The organism is Pseudomonas sp. 22490, assembly GCF_052044465.1.
GTDB classification, from domain to species: domain Bacteria; phylum Pseudomonadota; class Gammaproteobacteria; order Pseudomonadales; family Pseudomonadaceae; genus Pseudomonas; species Pseudomonas aeruginosa.
In genome coordinates this window covers 1-21,470 of the sequence record NZ_JBQENS010000055.1, presented here as the reverse complement: position 1 = coordinate 21,470, position 21,470 = coordinate 1, and the positions used below count along the sequence as shown (strand labels likewise).

General features: G+C 66.5%; 23 protein-coding genes and 2 pseudogenes. 11 read left to right on the top strand and 14 right to left on the bottom strand.

The window, feature by feature from the left end:
• Positions 1-204: 204 nt before the first annotated feature.
• A pseudogene (locus ACTJJX_RS33580) lies at positions 205-1,233 on the bottom strand (YifB family Mg chelatase-like AAA ATPase); the annotation flags it as partial.
• A gap of 40 nt (positions 1,234-1,273) precedes the next feature.
• Entirely contained in the window at positions 1,274-1,534 is a 261-nt protein-coding gene (locus ACTJJX_RS33575; RefSeq protein WP_003096478.1) for an accessory factor UbiK family protein, read from the bottom strand.
• Positions 1,535-1,973: 439 nt separating this feature from the next.
• On the opposite strand from ACTJJX_RS33575, the gene glnK reads away from it, so the two are divergent.
• The 5 genes from glnK (at position 1,974) to ACTJJX_RS33550 (ending at position 6,099) form a co-directional block, all read left to right on the top strand.
• Positions 1,974-2,312 carry a P-II family nitrogen regulator gene (glnK, locus tag ACTJJX_RS33570; protein ID WP_003096476.1) on the top strand — a complete coding sequence of 113 codons (339 nt, stop codon included), beginning with the start codon at positions 1,974-1,976 and terminating at the stop codon, positions 2,310-2,312.
• Positions 2,313-2,351: 39 nt separating this feature from the next.
• The gene (locus ACTJJX_RS33565) at positions 2,352-3,680 is read left to right on the top strand and encodes an ammonium transporter (protein ID WP_003109815.1); all 1,329 of its coding nucleotides are present in this window, start codon (positions 2,352-2,354) and stop codon (positions 3,678-3,680) included.
• A gap of 260 nt (positions 3,681-3,940) precedes the next feature.
• Positions 3,941-4,366, top strand: coding sequence for a secondary thiamine-phosphate synthase enzyme YjbQ (locus ACTJJX_RS33560; protein WP_003096441.1), 426 nt, complete (start codon positions 3,941-3,943; stop codon positions 4,364-4,366).
• Between the two features lie 77 nt (positions 4,367-4,443).
• The gene (gene sutA, locus ACTJJX_RS33555) at positions 4,444-4,761 is read left to right on the top strand and encodes a transcriptional regulator SutA (RefSeq protein WP_003098240.1); all 318 of its coding nucleotides are present in this window, start codon (positions 4,444-4,446) and stop codon (positions 4,759-4,761) included.
• A gap of 423 nt (positions 4,762-5,184) precedes the next feature.
• Positions 5,185-6,099 (top strand): fimbrial protein, encoded by a 915-nt coding sequence (locus tag ACTJJX_RS33550; RefSeq protein WP_003098236.1) that lies wholly within the window; start codon positions 5,185-5,187, stop codon positions 6,097-6,099.
• Positions 6,100-6,123: 24 nt separating this feature from the next.
• Here ACTJJX_RS33550 and ACTJJX_RS33545 read toward each other — a convergent pair whose 3' ends face one another.
• A complete protein-coding gene (locus ACTJJX_RS33545; RefSeq protein ID WP_016852261.1) occupies positions 6,124-7,500 on the bottom strand; it encodes an aminotransferase-like domain-containing protein in 1,377 nt (458 codons plus the stop codon).
• A gap of 162 nt (positions 7,501-7,662) precedes the next feature.
• Between ACTJJX_RS33545 and ACTJJX_RS33540 the strand changes: the two genes are divergently transcribed.
• Positions 7,663-8,832 (top strand): MFS transporter, encoded by a 1,170-nt coding sequence (locus ACTJJX_RS33540; protein WP_003163069.1) that lies wholly within the window; start codon positions 7,663-7,665, stop codon positions 8,830-8,832.
• Positions 8,833-8,861: 29 nt separating this feature from the next.
• On the opposite strand, the gene ACTJJX_RS33535 is transcribed toward ACTJJX_RS33540, so the two are convergent.
• From ACTJJX_RS33535 to lptM, 6 genes are read right to left on the bottom strand one after another with little or no spacing between them, the layout of a single operon-like run.
• Positions 8,862-9,560, bottom strand: a complete 699-nt coding sequence (locus ACTJJX_RS33535; protein WP_012614677.1) for an HAD family hydrolase — start codon at positions 9,558-9,560, stop codon at positions 8,862-8,864.
• Entirely contained in the window at positions 9,557-10,468 is a 912-nt protein-coding gene (xerC, locus tag ACTJJX_RS33530) for a tyrosine recombinase XerC (protein WP_016852260.1), read from the bottom strand. The genes ACTJJX_RS33535 and xerC overlap by 4 nt, the downstream gene beginning before the upstream one ends.
• A gap of 19 nt (positions 10,469-10,487) precedes the next feature.
• Complete coding sequence (locus ACTJJX_RS33525; protein WP_003096433.1) at positions 10,488-11,189, bottom strand: DUF484 family protein; 702 nt, start codon at positions 11,187-11,189, stop codon at positions 10,488-10,490.
• Positions 11,190-11,219: 30 nt separating this feature from the next.
• Positions 11,220-12,050, bottom strand: a complete 831-nt coding sequence (dapF, locus tag ACTJJX_RS33520) for a diaminopimelate epimerase (RefSeq protein ID WP_003098223.1) — start codon at positions 12,048-12,050, stop codon at positions 11,220-11,222.
• Positions 12,051-12,060: 10 nt separating this feature from the next.
• On the bottom strand, positions 12,061-13,308 hold the full coding sequence (gene lysA / locus ACTJJX_RS33515) for a diaminopimelate decarboxylase (protein ID WP_003118055.1): 1,248 nt from the start codon (positions 13,306-13,308) through the stop codon (positions 12,061-12,063).
• Between the two features lie 10 nt (positions 13,309-13,318).
• A complete protein-coding gene (gene lptM / locus ACTJJX_RS33510; RefSeq protein WP_003096430.1) occupies positions 13,319-13,459 on the bottom strand; it encodes an LPS translocon maturation chaperone LptM in 141 nt (46 codons plus the stop codon).
• 253 nt (positions 13,460-13,712) lie between these two features.
• Between lptM and cyaY the strand changes: the two genes are divergently transcribed.
• From cyaY to rnk, 3 genes are all read left to right on the top strand, one after another.
• On the top strand, positions 13,713-14,048 hold the full coding sequence (gene cyaY, locus ACTJJX_RS33505) for an iron donor protein CyaY (protein WP_003121284.1): 336 nt from the start codon (positions 13,713-13,715) through the stop codon (positions 14,046-14,048).
• Complete coding sequence (locus tag ACTJJX_RS33500; RefSeq protein WP_003161172.1) at positions 14,026-14,235, top strand: DUF1289 domain-containing protein; 210 nt, start codon at positions 14,026-14,028, stop codon at positions 14,233-14,235. The genes cyaY and ACTJJX_RS33500 overlap by 23 nt, the downstream gene beginning before the upstream one ends.
• A gap of 135 nt (positions 14,236-14,370) precedes the next feature.
• Positions 14,371-14,775: a nucleoside diphosphate kinase regulator gene (rnk, locus tag ACTJJX_RS33495; RefSeq protein ID WP_003096424.1), complete on the top strand. Its 405-nt coding sequence runs from the start codon at positions 14,371-14,373 to the stop codon at positions 14,773-14,775.
• 43 nt (positions 14,776-14,818) lie between these two features.
• Here the strand turns inward: rnk and ACTJJX_RS33490 are convergent, their stop codons facing one another.
• The 5 genes from ACTJJX_RS33490 to ACTJJX_RS33470 all read right to left on the bottom strand — a co-directional run bounded on the left by ACTJJX_RS33490 (position 14,819) and on the right by ACTJJX_RS33470 (position 20,025).
• On the bottom strand, positions 14,819-15,532 hold the full coding sequence (locus ACTJJX_RS33490) for a glycine-rich domain-containing protein (protein WP_003118053.1): 714 nt from the start codon (positions 15,530-15,532) through the stop codon (positions 14,819-14,821).
• A 40-nt stretch (positions 15,533-15,572) separates the two neighbouring features.
• The gene (locus ACTJJX_RS33485; RefSeq protein ID WP_023082482.1) at positions 15,573-18,425 is read right to left on the bottom strand and encodes a class I adenylate cyclase; all 2,853 of its coding nucleotides are present in this window, start codon (positions 18,423-18,425) and stop codon (positions 15,573-15,575) included.
• A 148-nt stretch (positions 18,426-18,573) separates the two neighbouring features.
• Positions 18,574-18,807 carry a TIGR02647 family protein gene (locus ACTJJX_RS33480; protein ID WP_003096418.1) on the bottom strand — a complete coding sequence of 78 codons (234 nt, stop codon included), beginning with the start codon at positions 18,805-18,807 and terminating at the stop codon, positions 18,574-18,576.
• Between the two features lie 42 nt (positions 18,808-18,849).
• Positions 18,850-19,617 carry a substrate-binding periplasmic protein gene (locus ACTJJX_RS33475; RefSeq protein WP_023082481.1) on the bottom strand — a complete coding sequence of 256 codons (768 nt, stop codon included), beginning with the start codon at positions 19,615-19,617 and terminating at the stop codon, positions 18,850-18,852.
• A gap of 132 nt (positions 19,618-19,749) precedes the next feature.
• Positions 19,750-20,025: a hypothetical protein gene (locus tag ACTJJX_RS33470; RefSeq protein WP_003114340.1), complete on the bottom strand. Its 276-nt coding sequence runs from the start codon at positions 20,023-20,025 to the stop codon at positions 19,750-19,752.
• A gap of 101 nt (positions 20,026-20,126) precedes the next feature.
• On the opposite strand from ACTJJX_RS33470, the gene ACTJJX_RS33465 reads away from it, so the two are divergent.
• Entirely contained in the window at positions 20,127-21,107 is a 981-nt protein-coding gene (locus ACTJJX_RS33465) for a magnesium transporter CorA family protein (protein ID WP_003096411.1), read from the top strand.
• Between the two features lie 292 nt (positions 21,108-21,399).
• Positions 21,400-21,470: pseudogene (locus ACTJJX_RS33460) on the top strand (Hcp family type VI secretion system effector); the annotation flags it as partial.

Sequence of the window (21,470 nt, the reverse complement as noted above, 5' to 3'; positions counted from 1 at the left end):
CCTACTCCACGTAGAGGAGCATGAGGATTGTTTCGCAACACTACTTCGCAGCCAGAATACGATCCTGCGAAGCACTGATCCGACGTGACTGGGCCAAAGTACTTCGATAACAGCGCGACTGACCTGTCTTTTCTCAGGCGCGAGTATGCGAGCGGGAAGCTAGCATTGGCTTCTAAATCCCTGATCAGCAGTTTCGCTTACAAAAGCCGCCACCAGTTGGAAGCGCGCCGGGAAACGTACCCGGCCGTTGGCCCGGGCAATGACGATCTCGCCGCTTTCCAGCGGCTCGCGCAGGACCTCCAGGACCTTGCGCTCGAACTCCGGCAGTTCGTCGAGGAACAGCACGCCCTGGTGCGCCAGGGTGATCTCGCCCGGCTGCGGGCGGCTGCCGCCGCCGACCAGGGCCGGCGCGGAGGCGGAGTGGTGCGGCTGGCGGAACGGTCGCTGCGGCCAGTGCCTGAGGGGGACGTGGCTGGCCACCGAATGGATCGCCGCGACCTCCAGGGCTTCGTCCTCGTCGAGCGCCGGCAGCAGGCCGGGCAGGCGGCTGGCCAGGAGGGTCTTGCCGGTGCCCGGCGGGCCGCTGAGCAACAGGTTGTGCGCGCCGGCGGCGGCCACCAGCAGGGCGCGCTTGGCGGCGGCCTGGCCCTGGACCTCGGCCAGGTCTGGATAAGGGAAGGGCGCGCGGAGCAGGCCGCGGGCCTGGTAGGGCGGCAGCGGGGCCTGGCCGGAGAGGTGTCCGGCGATCTCCAGCAGGTGGTCCACGGCGAACACCGTCAGCCCGCTGGCCAGGCTGGCCTCTTCGGCATTTTCCTTCGGTACCACCAGAACGCGCCTTGCGTCGCGCGCCGCCAGCGCGGCCGGCAATACGCCTCGCACTGGCCGGATCGCCCCGGACAGGGCCAGTTCGCCGAGGCACTCCAGGCCGTCGAGGGCGGTGCCGGGCAACTGGCCGCTGGCGGCGAGGATGCCGAGTGCGATGGCCAGGTCGAAGCGACCGCCGTCCTTGGGTAGGTCGGCGGGGGCGAGGTTGAGGGTGATGCGCCGCGCGGGGAAGTCGAAACCGGCATTGAGCAGGGCGCTGCGCACGCGGTCCTTGCTCTCGCGCACCGCGGTTTCCGGCAGGCCGACCAGGGTCAGCGAAGGCAGGCCGTTGGCCAGGTGCGCCTCGACGCTGACGCAGGGGGCTTCGACGCCGACCTGGGCTCGGCTGTGGACAATCGCCAGGGACATGGATCGCTCCTTGATCTCACGCCGCTCGCAGGGGGGAGGATCAGTCGGCGGGCGGCGTCAGCTTGCTTTCGAGTTCCGCCACCTTGGCCTCCAGGGCTTCCAGCCGTGCGCGAGTGCGGGCGAGGACCAGCATCTGGCTGTCGAACTCCTCGCGGCTGACCAGGTCGAGCTTGCTGAAGGCGCTCTGCATCAGGGCGCGGAACTGCGACTCCAGCTCGGCCTTGGGCAACGGCGATTCGCCGGCGAACAGGCGGCTGGCTTGTTGGCTGAGGGCTTCGAAGACGGCTTTGGGCGGCAGCATGGCGAGGGTTCCGGTAACGAGTGGGCGGCAGTCTAGCACGATGTCGGCGGCGCTCGCGGGAGGGCCATTGCACACTTTTTGCGCAACTGTCGGAGCGCGTCTGCGCCTATTTGGTGCGCCGCCCGGAGCCCGGCGTTCCGCACTATCCCCGGGTTGGCGGCTAAGAGCTTGAAATCCGGCGGATTTGCCGGAGCTGGCAAGCTTTCTGCTTTGGCCGGGGTGAGGCGTGCACTGAAGCAGTACCGGTGCGGCAGATGAGGCGGTTGCGGGAGGCCGGCAGGTTGCGGCATCGAACGGCCGCAGCAGGGCCAGGTCGGGGCGGAGGGTCCCGATCATGCTTCCCAGAGGGACCGGCGCGTTACAAAGCCAGACACTGCGCTTAGACTGTCCTCGGGTTCGTTTTCCTGGGGCGAGTCCACCAAACACGGGAGAGAGTTTCATGAAGCTAGTCACTGCCATCATCAAGCCGTTCAAGTTGGACGACGTCCGCGAGTCGTTGTCCGAGATCGGTGTGCAGGGCATCACGGTGACCGAGGTCAAGGGTTTCGGCCGGCAAAAGGGCCACACCGAGCTGTATCGCGGCGCCGAGTACGTCGTCGACTTCCTGCCCAAGGTGAAGATCGACGTGGCGATCGCCGACGACCAGCTGGACCGCGTCATCGAGGCGATCACCAAGGCGGCCAATACCGGCAAGATCGGTGACGGCAAGATCTTCGTGGTGAACCTGGAACAGGCCATCCGCATCCGTACCGGCGAAACCGATACCGACGCGATCTAAGCCCAACCGAACCCCCAAAAGCCCCAGGAGAATTCCAACATGACTCTGCGTAAGATCGCAGGGCTAGGAGCCCTATTGTCCCTCGCTTTGCCGGGCGTCGCCCTGGCCGCCGAGGAGCCCGTCCTGAACAGCGGCGACACCGCCTGGATGCTGATCTCCACTGCGCTCGTCCTGCTCATGACCATCCCCGGCCTGGCGCTGTTCTACGGCGGCATGGTGCGAGCGAAGAACGTGCTGTCGATCATGATGCAGTGCTTCGCCATCACCGGCCTGATCACCATTCTCTGGGTGGTCTATGGCTACAGCCTGGCGTTCGATACCGCCGGGATGGAGAAGGGCGTCCTCAACTTCAATTCCTTCGTCGGCGGACTGGACAAGGCCTTCCTCAGCGGTCTCACCGCCGACGGCCTGACTTCCGCCACCGCGCTGTTCCCGGAAAGCGTGTTCATCACCTTCCAGATGACCTTCGCGATCATCACTCCGGCGCTGATCGTCGGCGCCTTCGCCGAGCGCATGAAGTTCTCGGCGATGCTGATCTTCATGGCGGTCTGGTTCACCGTGGTCTACGCGCCGATCGCGCACATGGTCTGGAGCGGTGACGGCGCCCTGATGTGGGACTGGGGCGTGCTGGACTTCGCCGGCGGCACCGTGGTGCACATCAACGCCGGTATCGCCGGTCTGGTCGCCTGCCTGGTGCTGGGCAAGCGCAAGGGCTACCCGACCACGCCGATGGCGCCGCACAACCTCGGCTACACCTTGGTCGGGGCGGCCATGCTGTGGATCGGCTGGTTCGGTTTCAACGCCGGTTCCGCCGCCGCCGCCAACGGCACCGCCGGGATGGCCATGCTGGTGACCCAGATCGCCACCGCCGCCGCGGCCCTGGCCTGGATGTTCGCCGAGTGGATCACCCACGGCAAGCCGAGCGCCCTCGGCATCGCGTCCGGCGTGGTCGCCGGTCTGGTGGCCATCACCCCGGCCGCCGGCACCGCCGGTCCGATGGGCGCGCTGGTGATCGGCCTGGCCTCCGGGGTGATCTGTTTCTTCGCCGCCACCAGTCTCAAGCGCGCGCTGAAATACGACGATTCCCTCGACGCCTTCGGCGTACATGCGGTCGGCGGTATCGTCGGCGCGCTGCTCACCGGGATCTTCGCGGCGCCGTCGCTGGGCGGCTTCGGCAGCGTGGAGGACATCGGCGCGCAGTTCTTCGTGCAGTTCAAGGGCGTGGCCTTCACCGTGGTCTACACCGCCGTGGTGACCTTCGTGATCCTCAAGGTGCTGGACCTGGTCATGGGCCTGCGGGTCACCGAGGAAGAGGAAGCGGTCGGCCTCGACCTGGCGCTGCACAACGAGCGCGGCTACAACCTGTAATACCTGCCGGCGCCCGGCTTTCCGCCGGGCGTCGGTTTGCCTCCCGCGCTCGCCTTCGCCGAACGCCATGCCCTTGTGCGTCGAAAGTCCTGGGCGCTTCCCGCGACTGCCACCACCTTTCCGCAACCGGTCTTTCAGTGACTGCCAGCGGACTGCGCCACCATCAGCTTTCACAGGTCTGCCTCTTACGCTCTTTGCTTTTTCAAATGCCGCGCTAGAATGCGCGGCGCGACGGATCGGAGCCGATTTGGAACAGCAGCATGTGGCAGCAGACCCTGATCACCTTGCGCCCGCGTCCGCGGGGCTTTCACCTCGTCACCGAGGAGATACTCGACGCCTTGCCGGAGCTTCGGCGGTGCCGGGTCGGCCTGCTGCACCTGCTTTTGCAACATACGTCGGCTTCACTGACCCTGAATGAAAATGCCGATCCTGCCGTACGCCGGGATTTCGAGCGTTTTTTCGAGCGGCTGGCGCCACGCGGCGAAGTCGGCTATGAACACAACGACGAAGGTCCGGACGACCTTCCGGCGCATTTCAAGGCCAGCCTGCTGGGCTGCCAACTGACCCTGCCGATACAGTCGGGAGGGTTGGCACTGGGCACCTGGCAGGGGATCTATCTCGGTGAACACCGGGACAGGGGCGGGGCACGGCGCGTGCTCGCCACCTGGCAGGGCGAGTCAGTATGAATTTTTTCCGGCGGCGCTCATCAAAACGCGCGGCTGGGCTATAACTAACCTGCTTTTGCAGCACCGAGAGGTTGACCATGAGCGAAGAAGAACTGGAACAGGACGAGCTGGACGGCGCTGACGAGGACGACGGCGAAGAGCTGGCCGCGGCCGACGACGGCGAAGCGGACAGCGGCGACGGCGACGAGGCCCCCGCCCCCGGGAAGAAGGCGAAAGCCGCCGTGGTGGAAGAGGAGCTGCCCTCGGTCGAAGCCAAGCAGAAAGAGCGTGACGCCCTCGCCAAGGCGATGGAGGAGTTCCTTTCCCGCGGTGGAAAGGTGCAGGAGATCGAACCCAACGTGGTGGCCGATCCGCCGAAGAAGCCGGACAGCAAGTACGGCAGCCGCCCCATCTGATTTCGCGCCATCCCAAGGCCCGCCTCCCGCAAGGGATGGCGGGCCTTGTGCTATGGCGCCGGTCACTTTGACGGGCATCTCGCCCCGCCGCATCCCGGTTGGCGAGCCGATCTTTCGCCTGTTCAGGCACGGCTGGCGACGGGCCAAGGCCTTTTCCTTTCCGGTGGCAGCGCTACCGTTCCACATCGTCAACCGAAGCTGCTTGCCATCCAGGCGCTCCAAGCGGCGTCCGGGGCTGCCGGAGAGCGAGCTGTAGAGCTTGCTTAAGAATTTTCCTAGCGATTCTTAGGTGGATTCGCGGAGCCGTGTAGGTCCTGTCTTATGGCTCCTTTCCAGGTGTTCTGAAAAGATTAGCCACCCATCAAGTTCACTCCGGTTCCGGTGGATTTTCCCGGACATGCCGGACACATCGGTTGTCATCCCATGGAGTTCAAGACGTTCCGTCGAACCCTGCTGATCGCGGCAGTCCTGTTCGTTCCCGCCGGCACCAGCATGGCTGCCAATCTGTACGCTTTCGGCGGCCGCGATATCGCCGTCCCCTCGATCCTTCCCGAGGGAAACGTCACGTCGCGCTACACGTTCACTCCCATGCAACTGTGCGGCAAGCCCAGCTGCGATCTCATCGGCGTCGCTCTGTACAACAAGGGAAGTGTCTGGGACCCGGTCGATGGTCCGGACCTGAATACCAACGTGCCGGGCCTTTCGGTGCGCCTGCTGCTGGATGGCATACCGGCGAGCAGCCGTTTCAAGGGCACTTTCTCGCAAATCGCGGAGGTCCAGTTGTTCCGCAACTCGACGCCGCTCTCCGACGGCCAGTTCGCGAGCGGAGCGTTCAACTCGTACTTCCTCATTACCTACAAGGACGGGCTTATCGCGTCTGGCACCTCTTCCATCAGGTTGACCGGGAGCGTCACCACGATCAATGCGACCTGCCAGGTCGCCGACCAGACCGTGAAGCTGCAGTCGATCGCTGCCGCACGGCTGAACGGCGTCGGCACCTACGCGGCCGTTACCCCGTTCAATCTCGTAGTGGCCGGCTGTCCTCGCGGGTACAACCGCGTCGGCTACAGCCTTCAAGCGGTGGGGGGCGCGGTGGCCGAAGGCTCGGGTGTATTGCCGCGCCTGGCGGGCAGCACCGCGACCGGCGTATCGATCCGGGTCACCGACGAGGCCGGCGTTCCGCTACGGATGGGACTCTCGTTGCCGGTGACCGCGTACGACAAGAACACCGGCGGGGCTTACTGGATCCCGATGAAAGCGTCCTATGTGCAGACCGCCGAGAAAATCACGCCCGGCTCGGTCCTGGCCGCGATGGTGATCCTGCTCGACTACCAGTGAGGCAGGGGAGGGCAAGAGCGCGCCTCACCCGAACGCCTCGAAGAACGCCAGGGCCCGAGGGTCGCTGGCATAGGCGATGTTGATACGCAGCCAGTCGCTCTCCTCGCCTTCCGGGCTGAAGCCGCTGCCCGGCGACAGCAGCACGTTCAGGCGTGTCGCCACGGCCTGCAATTCGGCGAACGGGTAGTCGCCGATACGGGCCCAGACGAACATCCCGCCGACCGGTTCGGCGAACACCTCCCAGCCGTTGTCCCCAAGCACCCGCAGGGTCGCCGCCATCTGCCGGGTCAGGCGCTGGCGCAGGCGTTGCACCAGCTTGCGGTAACTGCCGTTGGCGAGCATGGTCGAGACCACGCATTCGGCGAAGCGCTGGCTGCCGATGCTGGTGTACATCTTCACATCCGCCAGGCGCCGGATCAGCTCGGGGTCGGCGATCAGGTAGCCGACCCGTAGCGAGCAACTGAGGGTCTTCGAAAAGCTCGCCAGGTAGATCACCCGGCGCAGCGAATCGAGGGTTGCCAGGCGGGTGCTGGGGCCGTTCTGGAAGTCGGCGTAGATGTCATCCTCGACGATGTGGAAATCATGCTGCTCGGCCAGTTGCAGCACGCGGTGGGCCACTGAGGGGCTGAGGCTGGTGCCGGTGGGGTTGTGGTACATGCTGTTGGTGAAAAGGAACTTCGGCTTGTGCGCGCGGAGGATCGTCTCCAGCGCGGCGGTGTCCGGGCCGTGGCGGGTGCGCGGCACGCCGAGCATCTTCACCCCGTGGAACTTCAGCAGGTTGAACAGGTTGTAGTAGCCGGGGTTCTCCACCACCACCACGTCGCCCGGCTTGAGCAGCGTGCGTACCAACAGGTCGAGGGCATGGCTGGCGCCGGTGGTGGTGAGGATCTGCTCCGGGTCGACATGGATATCGATCAGCCGCAGGCGTTTCTGGATGTGCTGGCGCAGCGCCGGCAGGCCCAGCGGAGTGCTGTAGTCGAACAGCCCGGCGAGTTCGCTGCGGGCGACCTGGCGGATCGCGTAGCTGAGTTCCTCGACTTCCCGCCAACTGTCCGGAATCCAGCCGCAGCCGAGCTTGAGTTTCGTCGAGCTGCCGCTGAACTGGCCCCATGCGTTTTCCGCGCCTTCGTGCCATTCGCTGTCGAGGTCGGTAGTGGCGGCGGGCGCCTCGGCGACGAAGAACCCCGAGCCGTGCCGCGATTCCAGCATCCCCAGGGCGACCAGGCGGTCGTAGGCCTCGATCACGCTGGACTGGCTGAGCTGGTTTTCCCTGGCCAACTGGCGTATCGACGGAATCCGCGTGCCGGCGCGGACGCGATTGCCGCGGATCCAGCCGCTGACCCCTGCGACGATCTGCTGCACCAGCGGCTCGCTGGCATTGCGGTCGATCCGGAGGTGCATGCCTGACTCACTGTTTGGTCTTTTTGGGCGAACAGTTAAGCACAAATCCGAACAGCTGTTACTTGTTCCGTAGCGCCGCCGCGCCGGATAGTCGACGCCTCTTCTCGCTGGCTAGCCAATGCCCACCGCTCTGCCGCGGCAGGCCCTTGAACGGAGAAACGCATGAGCAATACCCGTCGCCACGCCGCATGCCTGGCTTTCGGCCTGTGCCTGATCACCTTGGCGGTGAACCTCCAGGCGCCGCTGTACACCGCCTACGCGGAGCTTTCCGGCTACGGCGCGGCAGCTACCGCCAGCGCTTTCTCCGGCTATGTGCTCGGCGTACTGCCGGTGCTGCTGGTACTCGGCGGGTTGTCCGATCGGATCGGGCGCAAGCCGCCGATCGTCGTCGCGCTGCTGCTGTCGATGGTGGCCACCCTGGTGATGGCGCTCTGGCCGCGCCTGGAGGCGCTCGGCGTGGCGCGCCTGTTGCTCGGCGTCGGCACGGCCCTGGCATCGGCCACCGGGACGGCCTACATGAGCGAACTGATGGCGGGCGGGGATTCCCGCACCTCGGCCAACTGGGTGACCGCCAGCACCTCGCTCGGCTTCGGCCTCGGCGCGGCACTGACCAGTCTGTTCCTGCTGTTCCGGGAGAGCCTGGTGCCCGGCAGCTTCTGGGTCCAGCTGGGACTGGCCTGCGTGGCCCTGGCGGCGGTGGCGGGCCTGCCGGACGAGGCGCCGCGCGGGCGCGATACGCCGATGCTGCGGCTGCCGTTCTTTCCCGCCGGCAGCCTGCCGTACGGCCTCTCGATCCTGCTGGCATGGGCCACTGTGGGTCTGGTCATCGCGGTCCTGCCTTCGCTGCTGGCGGCCCACGGGCTGGCGCGCTGGTCGGGCTTCTCGACCTTCACCGTGATCAGCTGCGGCCTGCTGTTCCAGCCGCTGGCGCGGCGGATGGCGCCGGCCTCGGCGACCTGCCTGGGGCTGGTGATCCTGCCGCCGAGCTATGCCCTGCTGGCCTGGGGCGCGATCCACGGCTCACTGGCTGCGGTGCTGTTCGGTGCGCTGGGCGCGAGCAGTTCCTGCTACGGCTTCACCTACCTGGGCGGGCTGTCGGCGGTGAATGTCCTGGCCGGTGCGGAAAAGCCGCGGGCCAGCGCGGGCTACTTCCTGTTGGCCTACCTCGGCTTCAGCCTGCCGGTGATCTTCACCGGGTTGATCGCGGATCGCTTCGGTGCGTCGACGGCGTTGCTGCTTTTCGGCGTGTCGCTGACGTTGGCTGCGGTTGCGGTGGCGTTTTCCATCTTGCGCGGGGTCGGGCGCATAAAGGCCAGCGCTTCGCGTGCCTAGGCGCTACCCGCGACCGGGGGCCCGGTCCGTCATTGCAGGCGGGCGAGCAGGGCCGGCAGCTCGGCGAGGCTGCGGATCTCCGCGCTCGGCTCTTCCTCCCCGGCCCAGGGCTTGCCGTTTGGGTTGAACCAGATGGCACGCATGCCGGCGCGGCGCGCTCCGGCGATGTCGTCGCTGGGGTGGTCGCCGATGTGTATCGCTGCCGAGGCCTCGACGCCGGCGCGCTTCAGGGCTTCGCGGAATGGCGTCGGGTCGGGCTTGCCGACGCCCAGTTCTTCGGCGCAGAGGGCGAACCGGAAGTAGTCGGCCAGGCCCAGGCGGCGCACGTCGGCGTTACCGTTGGTGAGCACGCCGAGGGTGAAGCGGTCGGCGAGGATCTCCAGGGTCGGGTGGACCTCGGGAAACAGGGTGACCCGGTGGCGCGCTTCGAGGAATACCTGGAAACCGGCCTCGGCCAGGCTTTCCGCCTCCGCCTGTGGATAACCAGCGTCGAGCAGAGCATGGAACAGGATGCGCCGGCGCAGCTCGCTGAGACGGTGGCGCAGCATCGGCTCGCGATCCAGCAGGCGGGTGCGGATCGCCCACAGGTGCTCGATGGGTACCGGACCCAGGCGCGCCGCGTTGCTCGCCAGCCATTCGCGGAGCAGGGCCTCGGCGTTGTTCATCACCGGGGCGACGTCCCACAGGGTGTCGTCGAGGTCGAAGGTGATCAGTCGCAGGCTGCTCATGGGTCGTTGCCTCCATCGGCGTTGCCCTTGCGCTTGGCGCGGGGATGGGCGCGGTCGTAGACCGAGGCCAGGTGCTGGAAGTCCAGGTGGGTATAGATCTGGGTCGTGGCGATGTCGGCGTGGCCGAGCAGTTCCTGCACGGCGCGCAGGTCGCCGGACGACTCCAGCAGATGGCTGGCGAAGGAGTGCCGCAGCATGTGCGGGTGCAGGTGCTGGCCCAGCTCGCGGACGCCGGCCTGGCGCACCCGCAGCTGGATCGCCCGCGGCGTCAGGCGCTTGCCGCCGCGACCGATGAACACCGCACCGTCTTCCGGAGCGGCCTGGGCGCGCAGCGGCAGCCAGGCTTCGAGCGCCTGGCGCGCGGCCTTGCCGACCGGCAGCTCGCGGACCTTGTTGCCCTTGCCACGCACTCGCACCAGGCCTTCCTTGAGGTCCAGCCATTCGAGATCGAGGCCGACCAGTTCCGAGAGGCGCAGCCCGGAGGAATAGAACAGCTCCAGCAGGGCCTGGTCGCGGCGGGCGATGAAGTCATCCTCCACGGCACCGTCGAGCAATTGCAGGGCGCGGTCGGCGTCGAGGGTCCTGGGCAGCTTGCGCGGACTCTTCGGCGCGCTCAGGCCGTTGGCAGGGTCGTGCCGGCAGCGCCCTTCGCGTAGCAGGTACTGGTAGAGGCCGCGCGTCGCCGAGAGCAGCCGTGCCAGGCTGCGGCTGGACTGGCCCTGCTGGTGCAGGCGGGCGACGAAGGTGCGCAGGCTGCGGGTGTCGAGGGCGTTCCAGTCGGAGAGCCCGGCCTTTTCGGCGAGGGCGAGGATCTTCAGCAGGTCGCGGCGGTAGCCGTCGAGGGTGTGCGCGGAGACCTGGCGCTCGCTGCGCAGATGTTCGAGGAAGGCATCCAGGTCGGCGTGCATCTCGGACCGCCCGCCGCGCTCAGCGGACCGAGCGCAGCGGCGAGGAGAAACGCGGCAGCACGCGGGCCAGGACCTCGGCGACGTAGCCGAGGAACAGGGTGCCGAGGGAACTCTTGTAATGCTGCGGATCGGGACTGCCGATGGCGAGCACGCCGTGCAGGCCCTGGAAACTCAGGGAGACCACCGCTGCGGAGCCGATCTCGTCGCGGTCGCTCTCGCCGAAGAGAAACGCCAGTTCGTGCGGACGCAGCACGCCGCAGACGGTCTTGCCGCCGGAGAGCAGGCCGCCGATGGCCTGGTGCGCCTCCGCGCTGCTCACCGAGCGGCCCACCGAGACGCTACTGTCGCTGAACAGGATCAGGCTCACGTAGGGCACCTGGAACTCGTGGCGCAGGCTGTCCTCGACGGTACTGACCACGTCTTCCAGGCTGGTGGCGTCGAGCAGGTCGAGGACCAGGCGGCGGGTCTTGTCGAACAGGCGGTCGTTCTCGCGGGCCACGTCCATCAGTTGCGAGAGCCGGTGGCGCATCTCGATGTTGCGCTCGCGCAGCAGGCGTACCTGGCGCTCCACCAGCGACACTGCGTCGCCGGGCTGGTGTGGGATGCGCAACTCGGGGATCAGCTCGTCATGCTCGACGAAGAACTCCGGGTGCTGGCTCAGATAAGCGGCCACCTGCTCGGCGTCCAGCGCTGCTGTCGGTTCCTGGCTTTTCTCGGTCATAAGCGTCTCGGTTCTCGCGGGCGACGGCCCTTACAGGCGGACCTGGCCTTCATACACGCGGACGGCAGGCCCGGTCATCATAACGGGCTGGCCGGGACCTGCCCACTCGATGTGCAGGCGGCCGCCGGGGAGGTCGATCTGCACCGGCGATTGCAGCCAGCCCTGGCGAATCCCGGCAACCGCCGCGGCGCAGGCGCCGGTGCCGCAGGCTTGGGTCTCGCCGACGCCGCGCTCCCAGACGCGCAGGCGCGCATGGTGCGGATCGAGCACCTGGAGGAAGCCGATGTTGGCCTTCTTCGGGAAGCGCGGATGGACTTCCAGTTGCGGACCGAGGCTGTGTACCGGTGCGCTGTCGACGTTCTCGACGCGCAGCACGCCATGGGGATTGCCCATGGATACCGCGGCCAGTTCGACGCGCTGGCCATTCACCTCTATCTCATAGGACAAGGCTTCGCGCTCGGCCTGGAACGGTATCTCGGCCGGGGCCAGGCGCGGCGGACCCATGTCCACCGTGACCTGGCCGTCCGGGCGGATATTCAGTTCGATGATGCCGCCCTTGGTTTCTACGCGGATGCTCTTCTTCACCGTCAGGCGCTTGTCCTGAACGAAGCGGGCGAAGCAGCGTGCGCCGTTGCCGCACTGCTCGACCTCGGAGCCGTCGGCGTTGAAGATCCGGTAGCGGAAGTCGACGTCGGGGCTGCTCGGGGCTTCGACGATCAGCAACTGGTCGAAGCCGACCCCGGTGTTGCGGTCGCCCCAGAGCTTGACGTGCTTGGGCTGCACATGGGCGTGCTGGCTGACCAGGTCGAGGACCATGAAGTCGTTGCCCAGGCCATGCATCTTGGTGAAGCGCAAAAGCATGGTCTGGGCCTCACTGCGGCAGCAGGCTTTCGCCGGCGTAGAGCTCTTGGACGGTCTCGCGGCGACGGACCTCGTGGGTCTGCTCGCCATCCACCAGCACCTCGGCGGCGCGGCCGCGGGTGTTGTAGTTCGAGCTCATGACGAAGCCGTAGGCGCCGGCCGAGCGCACCGCCAGGAGGTCGCCTTCGGCGAGCGCCAGGTCGCGATCCTTGGCGAGGAAGTCACCGGTCTCGCAGATCGGCCCGACCAGGTCGTAGCGGCGCGGCGCGGCGTCGCGCGGGCGTACCGCCTGCACGTCCATCCAGGCCTGGTAGAGAGCCGGGCGGATCAGGTCGTTCATCGCCGCGTCGACGATGGCGAAATCCTTGTGCTCGGTGTGCTTGAGGTACTCGACACGGGTCAGCAGCACGCCGGCGTTGGCGACGATGGACCGGCCCGGCTCGAACACCAGGGTCAGGTCGCGGCCGTGCAGGCGCTCGCGGATGGCGCGGATGTAGTCGCCGGCCAGCGGCGGCTGTTCGTCGCGGTAGCGCACCCCGAGGCCACCACCGAGGTCCAGGTGGCGAATGCCGATGCCTTTGCCGGCCAGGCGGTCGACCAGCCCGAGCAGGCGCTCGAGGGCGTCGAGGAAGGGCTCCAGCTGGGTCAACTGCGAGCCGATGTGGCAGTCGACGCCGATCACCTCCAGGTGGTCAAGCTCGGCGGCGCGGGCGTAGACCGCCTCGGCCTCGTCGATGGCGATGCCGAACTTGTTCTCTTTCAGGCCGGTGGAGATATAGGGGTGGGTCTGGGCGTCCACGTCCGGGTTGACCCGCAGCGATACCGGCGCTTTCACGCCGAGTTCCGCAGCTACCCGTTGCAGGCGCTCCAGCTCTTCGCCGGACTCGACGTTGAAGCAGTGCACGCCGACTTCCAGGGCGCGGCGCATGTCGTCGCGGGTCTTGCCGACGCCGGAGAACACCACCTTGGCCGGATCGCCGCCGGCGGCCAGGACACGCTCCAGCTCACCGCGGGAAACGATGTCGAAACCGGCGCCGAGGCGCGCCAGCACATTCAGCACCCCGAGGTTGGAGTTGGCCTTGACCGCGAAGCAGACCAGATGCGGCATGCCGGCGAGGGCATCGGCATAGGCGCGGTACTGGGCCTCGATGTGTGCGCGGGAATAGACGTAGGTGGGCGTGCCGAAACGCTCGGCGATGCGGGAAAGCGCCACCCCTTCCGCGAACAGCTCACCGTCGCGGTAACTGAATGTGTCCATGGGCGCTCTCTCAGAAACCGTAGCGGTCTTTGCTGTGTTCTTTCTTGGCTTTTTCGTCGTCCGGCAGGTACAGCGGGCCTTTCTGGCCGCAGGCGGCGATGGAGCCGGCGAGGAGGGCGAGCGCGACGAAGGACAGGAACAGCCGCTTCATGACGGAATCCTTGTAGAAAACGTGAATTGTTCCGGAGTATACCGACCCCCCGGCGCCTTGCCTATGCGAGCCGGATCAGGTGTGCCGGGGCTTGCAGGGGAATGGCCTGCGGCAGAGGGGATGCCGGCGTTTTCCGCGAGCGTCGCGGCAAAACAGCGCGGACTACGGCAATACCAGCGTAGAATTGTCGGAATAGGGCAAGACGAAGGTAGTCGTCCGCCTTTTTTCCCGTTAGCGAATGCCGAGGCAATGCATGAGTACGATGAATGAAGCGCGTTTCCACGACCTGGTCGATGCGCTCCAGCAGCAGGTGGAAGACGCCTTCGATGACAGCGACCTGGACCTCGACCTGGAGAACGCCGGCGGCGTGCTCACCGTACGCTTCGAGAACGGCTCGCAGCTGATCCTCAGCCGCCAGGCGCCGTTGCGCCAGCTGTGGGTGGCTGCGAAGTCGGGCGGCTTCCACTTCGATTACGACGAGGCCAGCGGCCTCTGGCGCCACGATGGCAGCCAGGAACCGCTGGGCGCGCTGCTCAACCGGGCGACCCTGGAGCAGGGGGGCGAGGATGTCGAGTTCCCCGGCCTCTGAGGCTTCGCCGCCGGCGGTGGCCTCGCCTTGCCGGCGCCTGTGCTGCCTCGACGATGCGGACGTTTGCGTCGGCTGCGGACGTTCCCTGGCGGAAATCCGCGAGTGGGGCAAGGCCGACGATTCCCGCCGCTTGCAGATCAGGTCACAGGCCGCTCGACGCCAGTCGCTGGCGGGCCGTCTCTCCTGATAGGGGGGATGTTGCTAATTCCTGCGACTGTGTTAGTGTCCGGGAAAACCCCGCCTTCGGGCGGGGTTTTTGCTTTTTTGCGATTCCTGCTTTTCATCGATCAACCGAACCGGACCAAGGAGCACGCCTGCGATCATGAGCACGCCGCCGATCACCATCACTCGTCTGGACCTGCAGCGCCTGGAGCGCCTGCTGGATGGCCTGGACGAATTCGGACCCGCCGCCGAGGCGCTGGAGGCCGAACTGTCGCGCGCCCAGGTGGTGGGGCATGACGAGATTCCGCCGGGCGTCGTGACCATGAACTCCACCGTGCGCTGCCGCGAGGAAAGCAGCGGCAAGGAGTACACCCTGACCCTGGTCTATCCCGAAGACGTCGCCGGCGAAGGCAAGGTCTCGATCCTCGCGCCGGTGGGCACCGCGCTGCTGGGCCTGACCATCGGCCAGACCATCGACTGGCCGGCGCCGAGCGGCAAGACGCTGAAGCTGACCCTGCTGGAAATCGAATACCAGCCGGAAGCCGCCGGCGACTACGCGCGCTGATCGGTTTTCGCCCGTCGCCATTCGGCGACGGGCTTCGCGACCCTCAGTCGCCCCCACCGCCCCCGCATCCTCCACCCCCGCAACCGCTGCCGCCGTCTCCACCGCTATCGCCGCCGCAGCCGTGGCGCGAATCCTGTCCGTCCGAACCGAAGGTACTGCCGCTATCGCTGGCGCAGCCGCTGCTGCAACCGATATGGCTGGCGCAATACACCGCTGCGCCGCCGTCTTGCCGCTGCGCGCAGTTCAGGGCGTAGCGGAAGCCGTCGGCGATCGCCAGTTCCGTGTCGAGGGCGAACAGCAGCGGTAGGCGCGTGGGATTCAGTGGGTCGATGCCCTCGCGGCGGCAGGCCAGCTTCCAGGCGCGCTGGATGCCCTCCTGGGCCTGTCGGGGGCTGCGCATCGCCTGGGCCGGCGTATGGTGGAGGAAGCGCCCGAGTCCCTTGCGGCAGACGTGCTGGTAGAGCCGGGTATGCAGGATCAGTTCGTGCCAGGCGACATCCACCACCTGGGACGGCATCGCGACCATCCGCTTGCCGGCGGCGCGGCATAGCAGCAGGTATTCGCGTAGGCCGCCGAGCACCCGTTGGACCTGTTCCTCGCTGAGCTGCGGATAGCGCTCGCGGACCGCCTGGGCGACCCGCGGCGGCAGGCGGAATTGCTGGATGAAGCGGTAGCGCCGGCGATCCAGGCCGCGGCGGTAGAGATAGCCGCCCACGAATGCGGCGCCAGCGAGCAGGGTAATACCGAGGAGTGCCATCCGTACGTCCTTGTCGAGCCCCGCGCGGTGCGGCGCTGGGTCATTGTTCCAGCAGCGCCTGGTTCAGCGCCGTTTCCAGGACGCTTTTATAACGCAGATAGTGCAGCGTTTGCGGCTGTTCGTCGGCGAACAGCCGCGACAGGTCGAGGTCGGTCAGGTAGCAGGGGTAGGGTTCGCTTTCCGCGCGATGCGCCAGGATATGCCGGGCGACCGCCTTGAACAGGCCGGCGCCGTACTCCAGTTCGGAAAACTCCTGGTGGTCGCAGTACAGGGTGACCTGCACGCGCTTGCGTTCGCCGCGTTCGAGTAGCGCCTGTAGCTCGTACAACGCGGGTCCGGCCAGGGCCTCCGGCGCTTCGCGAGGCTCGACGTGCAATCTGCCGTCGTTGGAGAGCAACTCGTAATAGCGGATATCCAGCGAGGCCGGCACCTGTTCCGCCAGCGACAGTGCGTTGCGCCGGTACAGCAGCGATTGCAGGAAGCGCTGCAGCGGTGCGAGCAGGCTGCGTTCGTCACGCAACGCCTGGCGCTGGCGCCAGAGCGCGTTGCGTTCGTCGAGCAGGCTGATCTCGGCGCTGTCGAAGTCGCGCCGGTAGAACACCTGGATGCAGTCCGGCCGCCCCATGGACAGGATCGGCCCGAGGTCCTCGCCTTCCAGGGCGTGGCGATCCAGCTTCAGGGCGCTGTAGCCATCGCGCTCGCGGCCCAGGTGCTGGAGCAGGCTCGGCAGGTCGGGCAGGCTCTCGTGGCTGACCGCTTCCGGCGACATTTCCAGCAGGTGGTACTGCTGGCGGATCTGCAGCAGGTAGCGGCTCGGCTGGCCGCCAAGCAGTTGCCCGTAGGTTTCGCGGAACAGCTCTTCGACCCGCACGGCGATGGCGGCGGCCCGGTTGCGACAGAAGCAGCGCACCATCAGTTCGGGTGGCTGCGGCGGGCTTCCGGGCTTTTCGCGGACGGCGTCGAGGAACTCGGCAAGGCACTCGGGCAGCGCCTGGGGACCTGCGTAATGGCGCACCGTCAGTTCGTTCCAGCTGTTGAGGCTGAGCTGGTCGAGGGTCAGCACCAGGTTGTCGCGCACCCCGGCATAACCGAGCACGTCGGTACGCCCGGTAGCCATGTGCAGGTTCATCTGGCTGTGGTGGCGCAGCGGGTCGACACCGACGTTGACCAGCAGCAGGACGCTCTTGAGCCGACGCGGTTGCAGCAGGTCGGCGTCGTCCACGGTCGCCAGGGGGACCGGCAGGAACTGCCGCAGGCTGCCCAGGAGATTGTCCAGTTCGGCATCGCCGAGGTCGCTCTGGCCGGGATGCAGGGACAGCCGGGTGGCGCTGTCGATGACGCCGTTGCGATGGCACCAGGCGAGCAGCTCGACCAGCCTGAGGCTGCGTTTCAGCGGCGCGTAGTCAGGCCACTGGTGAGCGCCCAGGGCACCGGGGAAGATCGCCCACTGCGCCTGCTCGCGGTCGTCGTCGGCGGGCAGCTGGACCAGGGTCAGGACGTCTTCGCCGAGATCCGGGGCGATCCCTGGGTTGATGTTCTCCACCTTGCCTGCCTTGCGCTCGAAGGCGGCATACAGGCGGCGGCCGAGCAGGCCCAGGTCGCGGCTGTCGATGCCGCTGTCAGCGCCTTGCTGGCGGGCGATCTGGAACAGCAGGCGGTAGCTGTAGGTCAGTTCGTTGACCACCGTGCGACGCTCTTCCATCACCTGGCGCATCTTCCACTGGCTGCGGCTGTCGAGCAGGGCCAAGCGGCGAGGCTCCCATTGCCATTCCGCGACGAGCCGCTCCATCGACAGGTGCTGCCAGCCCTTCTGCGCCTGGCGCTGGCGACCGCCGAGCTTGCGCCCGACCTTGAGGTACAGGCAGCGCCGCACGAGTTCCAGGCGTTCCGGCGCCTGCTGTTCCCGCAGGTAGCGTTCTAGATGGCGATAGACCAGGACGTAGGGGTCCAGTTCGTCGAGATCGAGCTGGCCGGCGAATACCTGCTCCTTGAAGCGCAGGGCGACGCAGCGGACCCGCGGGTGCTCGCTGGCGTAGGCTTCGGTGAGCAGCAGCTTGAGCAGCGACTTGTAGGGCGAATCGATGGCCTTGGACAACTGCCAGAGGCCGGCGCCGATGAACTCCCGGGCGGGGATGTGCGCCAGGTGGCCGAGGTCGAGCACCTCTTCGGCGCGGATGAAGCGTTTGCCGAGCAGGGTCCGGCAGTATTCGTCGTAGCGCCGTTCATGGGCCGGCGGCACCAGCCACCATAGAGGGGTGCGTCCGCCGAGCCAGATCGCGCTACGGTAGAACTCGTCGAGCAGCAGGAAGTGCTGGGTATTGCCGTCGCCGCCGGACTCTTTCCAGTCTTTGCGTTCGTCCTGGCCGAAACGGGCGACGTCGATCAGGAAACAGTGCACCTCGCTGCCCTGGCTGCGCGCCCAGTCCTCGATCAACGCGCACTTGCGGCGCAGCTCCTGGCGCGCGCCGGGCTCCAGTTCTGGGGCATGGCAGACCCAGAGGTCGAGATCGCTCTGTTCCTCCTGGGCCAGGCTCCCCAGGCTGCCCATCAGGAACAGGCCGTGGATCGGCTGCTGTGCGGGTTCTTGCCTGCGTGGCTTGTAGACAAACGAGCGGGCCAGGCGCTGGGCTTCGGCGAGTACTTCGTCGTCCGCCTCGAAACCGCTCAGGCCCGCTGGCGTGCTGGCCGACAGGTAGCCCGGCAGCAGCGGATGGTTGATGTGGAACAGCAGCGGTAGCAGGCGCAGGACCCGCTCCTGGCGGCTGGACAACGCCTGCCGGGCGCGTTGCAGGCGACCGGCATTGACCGCCAGGAAGCGTTGGCGCAACTGGCCGAGGACCTTGCGGTCGATGCCATCGTCGAGATCGAGGCTGAGTGCGGGGTGTCGGTTCATGGGCGTCCGGGCACAGGCAAGGCCAGGCGCCGTGCCTGGCTCCGGTCATGCCATTGTATCGCCCGGAAGCGCGGCGGCTTGAGCGCCGCACCGCGAACCGGGGCAACCGTCGCGGCCTGTCGGGAGCAGGTCGCGATGGCCGCTTCCGTCAACCCTTGAGGATGGTCAGCAGGCCCTGTGCCTGCTCCGCGGCGTCCAGCCCCAGACTGGTCAGGTAGCCGCCGTCGGGCTGGTCGATCAGCCCCTTGTCGTGCAGGCGTCGGGCGGCGGCGACGGCCTTGCCGTCGGCGGTGTGATGGACCTTGAGTCCTTCCTGGGTGTTGTTCAGGTTGAAGAGCGCCAGCAGTTCCAGTTCGTCGATCAGCTCGGGAGTGAAGGCCATGTCGGCTCCTTGCGGTGTTGAGCACCGGTGAGTGTAGTTGGACTAGGGCGTAGCGTCGGCGGCATGGCTCCAGCCGTCGAGGATCTTCTGGTACTCGCCGCTGGCGAGGATGCGCTGCATGCCGAGGTCGAAGCGTTCGAGCAGATGCTCGGCCTGCGGGTGGCGGCGCGAGAACGACAGGTACAGCTCCGGGCGGTGGACCGTGGCCACCGGCTGGAACTGGCCTTCCAGTTCGGGATGTTCGCTGAACAACTGGCGAGCCGTATTGCGGTAGGCCAGGGCGTAGTCGACGCGGCCGCGCTGGAGCATGAGGAAACCGTAGTAGTCCTTGCGCACCGGGATGCGCACCAGGTCGTGGCGGCGATCGAAGCCGTCGCCGTATTCATAGCCGAGGGTCACCGCGACTTTCCGTCCGCTCAGCGCCTGCTCCGCATTCACCGGCCGCGCTTCGTCGCGTCGCGCCCAGAGCTGGATCTCCGCGCGGAACAACGGATGCCGGGGCAGACGGTAGTCGGCGAGGATGTGCGGGTTCGGCGAGGTATTGAAGCAGCCGGCGATCAAGCCTTTCAGGGCCAGCTTCATGCAGCGGGAGTAGGGGTAGGGATTGAGCTGGACCGGCGTGTCCGCAGCCCTGAAGGCGGCCCGCACGATGTCCGCGCTCATGCCCTGGATGCGGCCGTCCTTGTAGGCAGTATAGGGATACCAGTCGTCTTCGGCGCCGAGCACCAGGGGTTCTGTCGGGACGGCCGCTGCCGGGCCGGAAAGGGCCAGCAGCAGGCAGATGGGCAGGAAGTGGAACCAGGATCGCATCCGGTATCGCTCCGCGAAAGCAGGTGGCACGGAGAGTGGGCGCCACCTTTCTACCAGAGCGGCAGGCGTTTGGCGAAACAAAACCGCATGGATACGAGGGGCATTCGCCGGCACCAGTCGGCCCGGCTCCGCTCATTCGTCGTCCGGCAACGTCGGCAGGGCACGCAGCGCATGCTCGTAGCCGGCGCTGTCGAAAGCGCGGTCGGCGGCGAGCATGGCGTTGATCTCGTGGGCCAGCACGTAGGCCATCATGCCCAGCGCCTCGTCGCGCTCGTAGCCGACCAGGGTCAGCTTGTTGAACACGGCGCGCGCCGCCGGCGGATTCTCGCTTTCGATCTGGTTCTCGATGGCCTGGATCAGTTTTTCCTCGGCGAAGCCGTCTTCCTGGTTGTCGTCCTGTTCGCTCATCGGGCGTTCCTCGTTCTGGCGCAAAGTACCGCTTGTGCGGCGGCGGGAAGTTGTCCACCCTGCTTGGCCAACGGATGGCCGCGAAGGTAGCGATACCCGACATGATCACCTATTACATCCTTTCCGGCGACCGCCTGGAGCGACGCCAGCACGACGATGCCCAGCGGGGGTTGCCGCCGGGCACCCTGTGGATCGACCTGCATCACCCGACCCCCGAAGAGGAGCGCCTGCTCGAATCCCACCTGCAGGTGAACATCCCGACCCGCGAGGAGATGGCCGAGATCGAGGATTCGTCGCGCTTCTACGAGGACGGCAACGTCCTCTACATGACCACTTCGGTGGTCGGCGGGATCACCGAGCACCGGCCGAGCACAGAGGAAGTGACCTTCGTCCTCAGCGAGAAATGGCTGATTACCGTGCGCTACGCCGACCTGCGTTCGTTCCGCGAGTTCGAGAACCGCTGCATCCGCCAGCTCGACGCCAACCGCAGCAGCACCCAGTTGTTCGCCCTGATGATGGACAGCCTGGTGGACCGCATCGCCGACGTGTTGGAGGCCGTACAGGGGCAACTGAGCAGCATGTCGCGGGAGATCTTCGCCGAGTCCACCGCCCAGACCCGCAAGCCGAAGACCGACCTGCAGCAGATCATCAAGCACCTCGGGCGCAGCAGCTCGCTGCTGTCCAAGCTCAACGACAGCCTGCTCAGCATCAATCGGATGAACAGCTATTTCCGCCAGGGTTGCAACGGCTGGCTTTCCGAGCCGGCCAAGGTGCTGGCGAAGACCGTGGAGCGCGACGTGCGCTCGCTGGACGAGTACCTGGCGAAGATGTCCACCGAGATCAACTTCCTCCTCGACGCGACCCTTGGCCTGATCAACATCGAGCAGAACAGCATCATCAAGGTGTTCTCCATCGCTGCCGTACTGTTCCTGCCGCCGACCCTGGTGGGCACGGTCTACGGCATGAACTTCAAGGACATGCCCGAGCTGGACTGGTCCATCGGCTATCCGATGGCGCTGGGGATGATGGTGGTATCGGCGATCCTTCCGTACCTCTGGTTCAAGTTCAAGAACTGGCTCTGAGGCACTCGGCAGGTGTGCAACTTTTTGCTGGATAACTTCGGGAAAAGCTGTGGATACAACGCCGGGGCCAAGGTCTGGCGGGGTCTTCGATGAAGTGAGCAAGTTCTTGCATAGCACTGTGCAACAACTTGCTCACTTTTTCGGGGTAAACCCAGGGGAAAGCGTTCGTGCGGGCCGGGAGATTCTTCAAGAGTTTGATTTAAAAGGTAAATATTTTATTGGCACGAAGCTTGTTGGGTAGCTGCCGCACCAGGACATGTCGTCCCGGCTACCACTGACAAGGAATGCATCCATGGCAACACCCGCCTATATGTCCATCACCGGCACCAAGCAGGGCCTGATCACCGCCGGCGCCTTCACCGA

Bases quoted from the DNA above. Each gene is read 5' to 3' on its own strand.
- ACTJJX_RS33490 (WP_003118053.1), bottom strand. From the start codon at position 15,532: ATGGCACTCCTCGGTATTACCCTGCTCGCTGGCGCCGCATTCGTGGGC.
- ACTJJX_RS33500 (WP_003161172.1), top strand. From the start codon at position 14,026: ATGTCGAGTTCCCCGGCCTCTGAGGCTTCGCCGCCGGCGGTGGCCTCG.
- ACTJJX_RS33565 (WP_003109815.1), top strand. From the start codon at position 2,352: ATGACTCTGCGTAAGATCGCAGGGCTAGGAGCCCTATTGTCCCTCGCT.
- dapF (WP_003098223.1), bottom strand. From the start codon at position 12,050: ATGCTTTTGCGCTTCACCAAGATGCATGGCCTGGGCAACGACTTCATG.
- ACTJJX_RS33525 (WP_003096433.1), bottom strand. From the start codon at position 11,189: ATGACCGAGAAAAGCCAGGAACCGACAGCAGCGCTGGACGCCGAGCAG.
- ACTJJX_RS33560 (WP_003096441.1), top strand. From the start codon at position 3,941: ATGTGGCAGCAGACCCTGATCACCTTGCGCCCGCGTCCGCGGGGCTTT.
- lptM (WP_003096430.1), bottom strand. From the start codon at position 13,459: ATGAAGCGGCTGTTCCTGTCCTTCGTCGCGCTCGCCCTCCTCGCCGGC.
- ACTJJX_RS33465 (WP_003096411.1), top strand. From the start codon at position 20,127: ATGATCACCTATTACATCCTTTCCGGCGACCGCCTGGAGCGACGCCAG.
- ACTJJX_RS33550 (WP_003098236.1), top strand. From the start codon at position 5,185: ATGGAGTTCAAGACGTTCCGTCGAACCCTGCTGATCGCGGCAGTCCTG.
- glnK (WP_003096476.1), top strand. From the start codon at position 1,974: ATGAAGCTAGTCACTGCCATCATCAAGCCGTTCAAGTTGGACGACGTC.
- ACTJJX_RS33480 (WP_003096418.1), bottom strand. From the start codon at position 18,807: ATGGCCTTCACTCCCGAGCTGATCGACGAACTGGAACTGCTGGCGCTC.
- ACTJJX_RS33540 (WP_003163069.1), top strand. From the start codon at position 7,663: ATGAGCAATACCCGTCGCCACGCCGCATGCCTGGCTTTCGGCCTGTGC.
- xerC (WP_016852260.1), bottom strand. From the start codon at position 10,468: ATGCACGCCGACCTGGATGCCTTCCTCGAACATCTGCGCAGCGAGCGC.
- sutA (WP_003098240.1), top strand. From the start codon at position 4,444: ATGAGCGAAGAAGAACTGGAACAGGACGAGCTGGACGGCGCTGACGAG.
- ACTJJX_RS33575 (WP_003096478.1), bottom strand. From the start codon at position 1,534: ATGCTGCCGCCCAAAGCCGTCTTCGAAGCCCTCAGCCAACAAGCCAGC.
- lysA (WP_003118055.1), bottom strand. From the start codon at position 13,308: ATGGACACATTCAGTTACCGCGACGGTGAGCTGTTCGCGGAAGGGGTG.
- ACTJJX_RS33485 (WP_023082482.1), bottom strand. From the start codon at position 18,425: ATGAACCGACACCCCGCACTCAGCCTCGATCTCGACGATGGCATCGAC.
- ACTJJX_RS33535 (WP_012614677.1), bottom strand. From the start codon at position 9,560: ATGAGCAGCCTGCGACTGATCACCTTCGACCTCGACGACACCCTGTGG.
- ACTJJX_RS33470 (WP_003114340.1), bottom strand. From the start codon at position 20,025: ATGAGCGAACAGGACGACAACCAGGAAGACGGCTTCGCCGAGGAAAAA.
- ACTJJX_RS33545 (WP_016852261.1), bottom strand. From the start codon at position 7,500: ATGCACCTCCGGATCGACCGCAATGCCAGCGAGCCGCTGGTGCAGCAG.
- ACTJJX_RS33475 (WP_023082481.1), bottom strand. From the start codon at position 19,617: ATGCGATCCTGGTTCCACTTCCTGCCCATCTGCCTGCTGCTGGCCCTT.
- rnk (WP_003096424.1), top strand. From the start codon at position 14,371: ATGAGCACGCCGCCGATCACCATCACTCGTCTGGACCTGCAGCGCCTG.
- cyaY (WP_003121284.1), top strand. From the start codon at position 13,713: ATGAGTACGATGAATGAAGCGCGTTTCCACGACCTGGTCGATGCGCTC.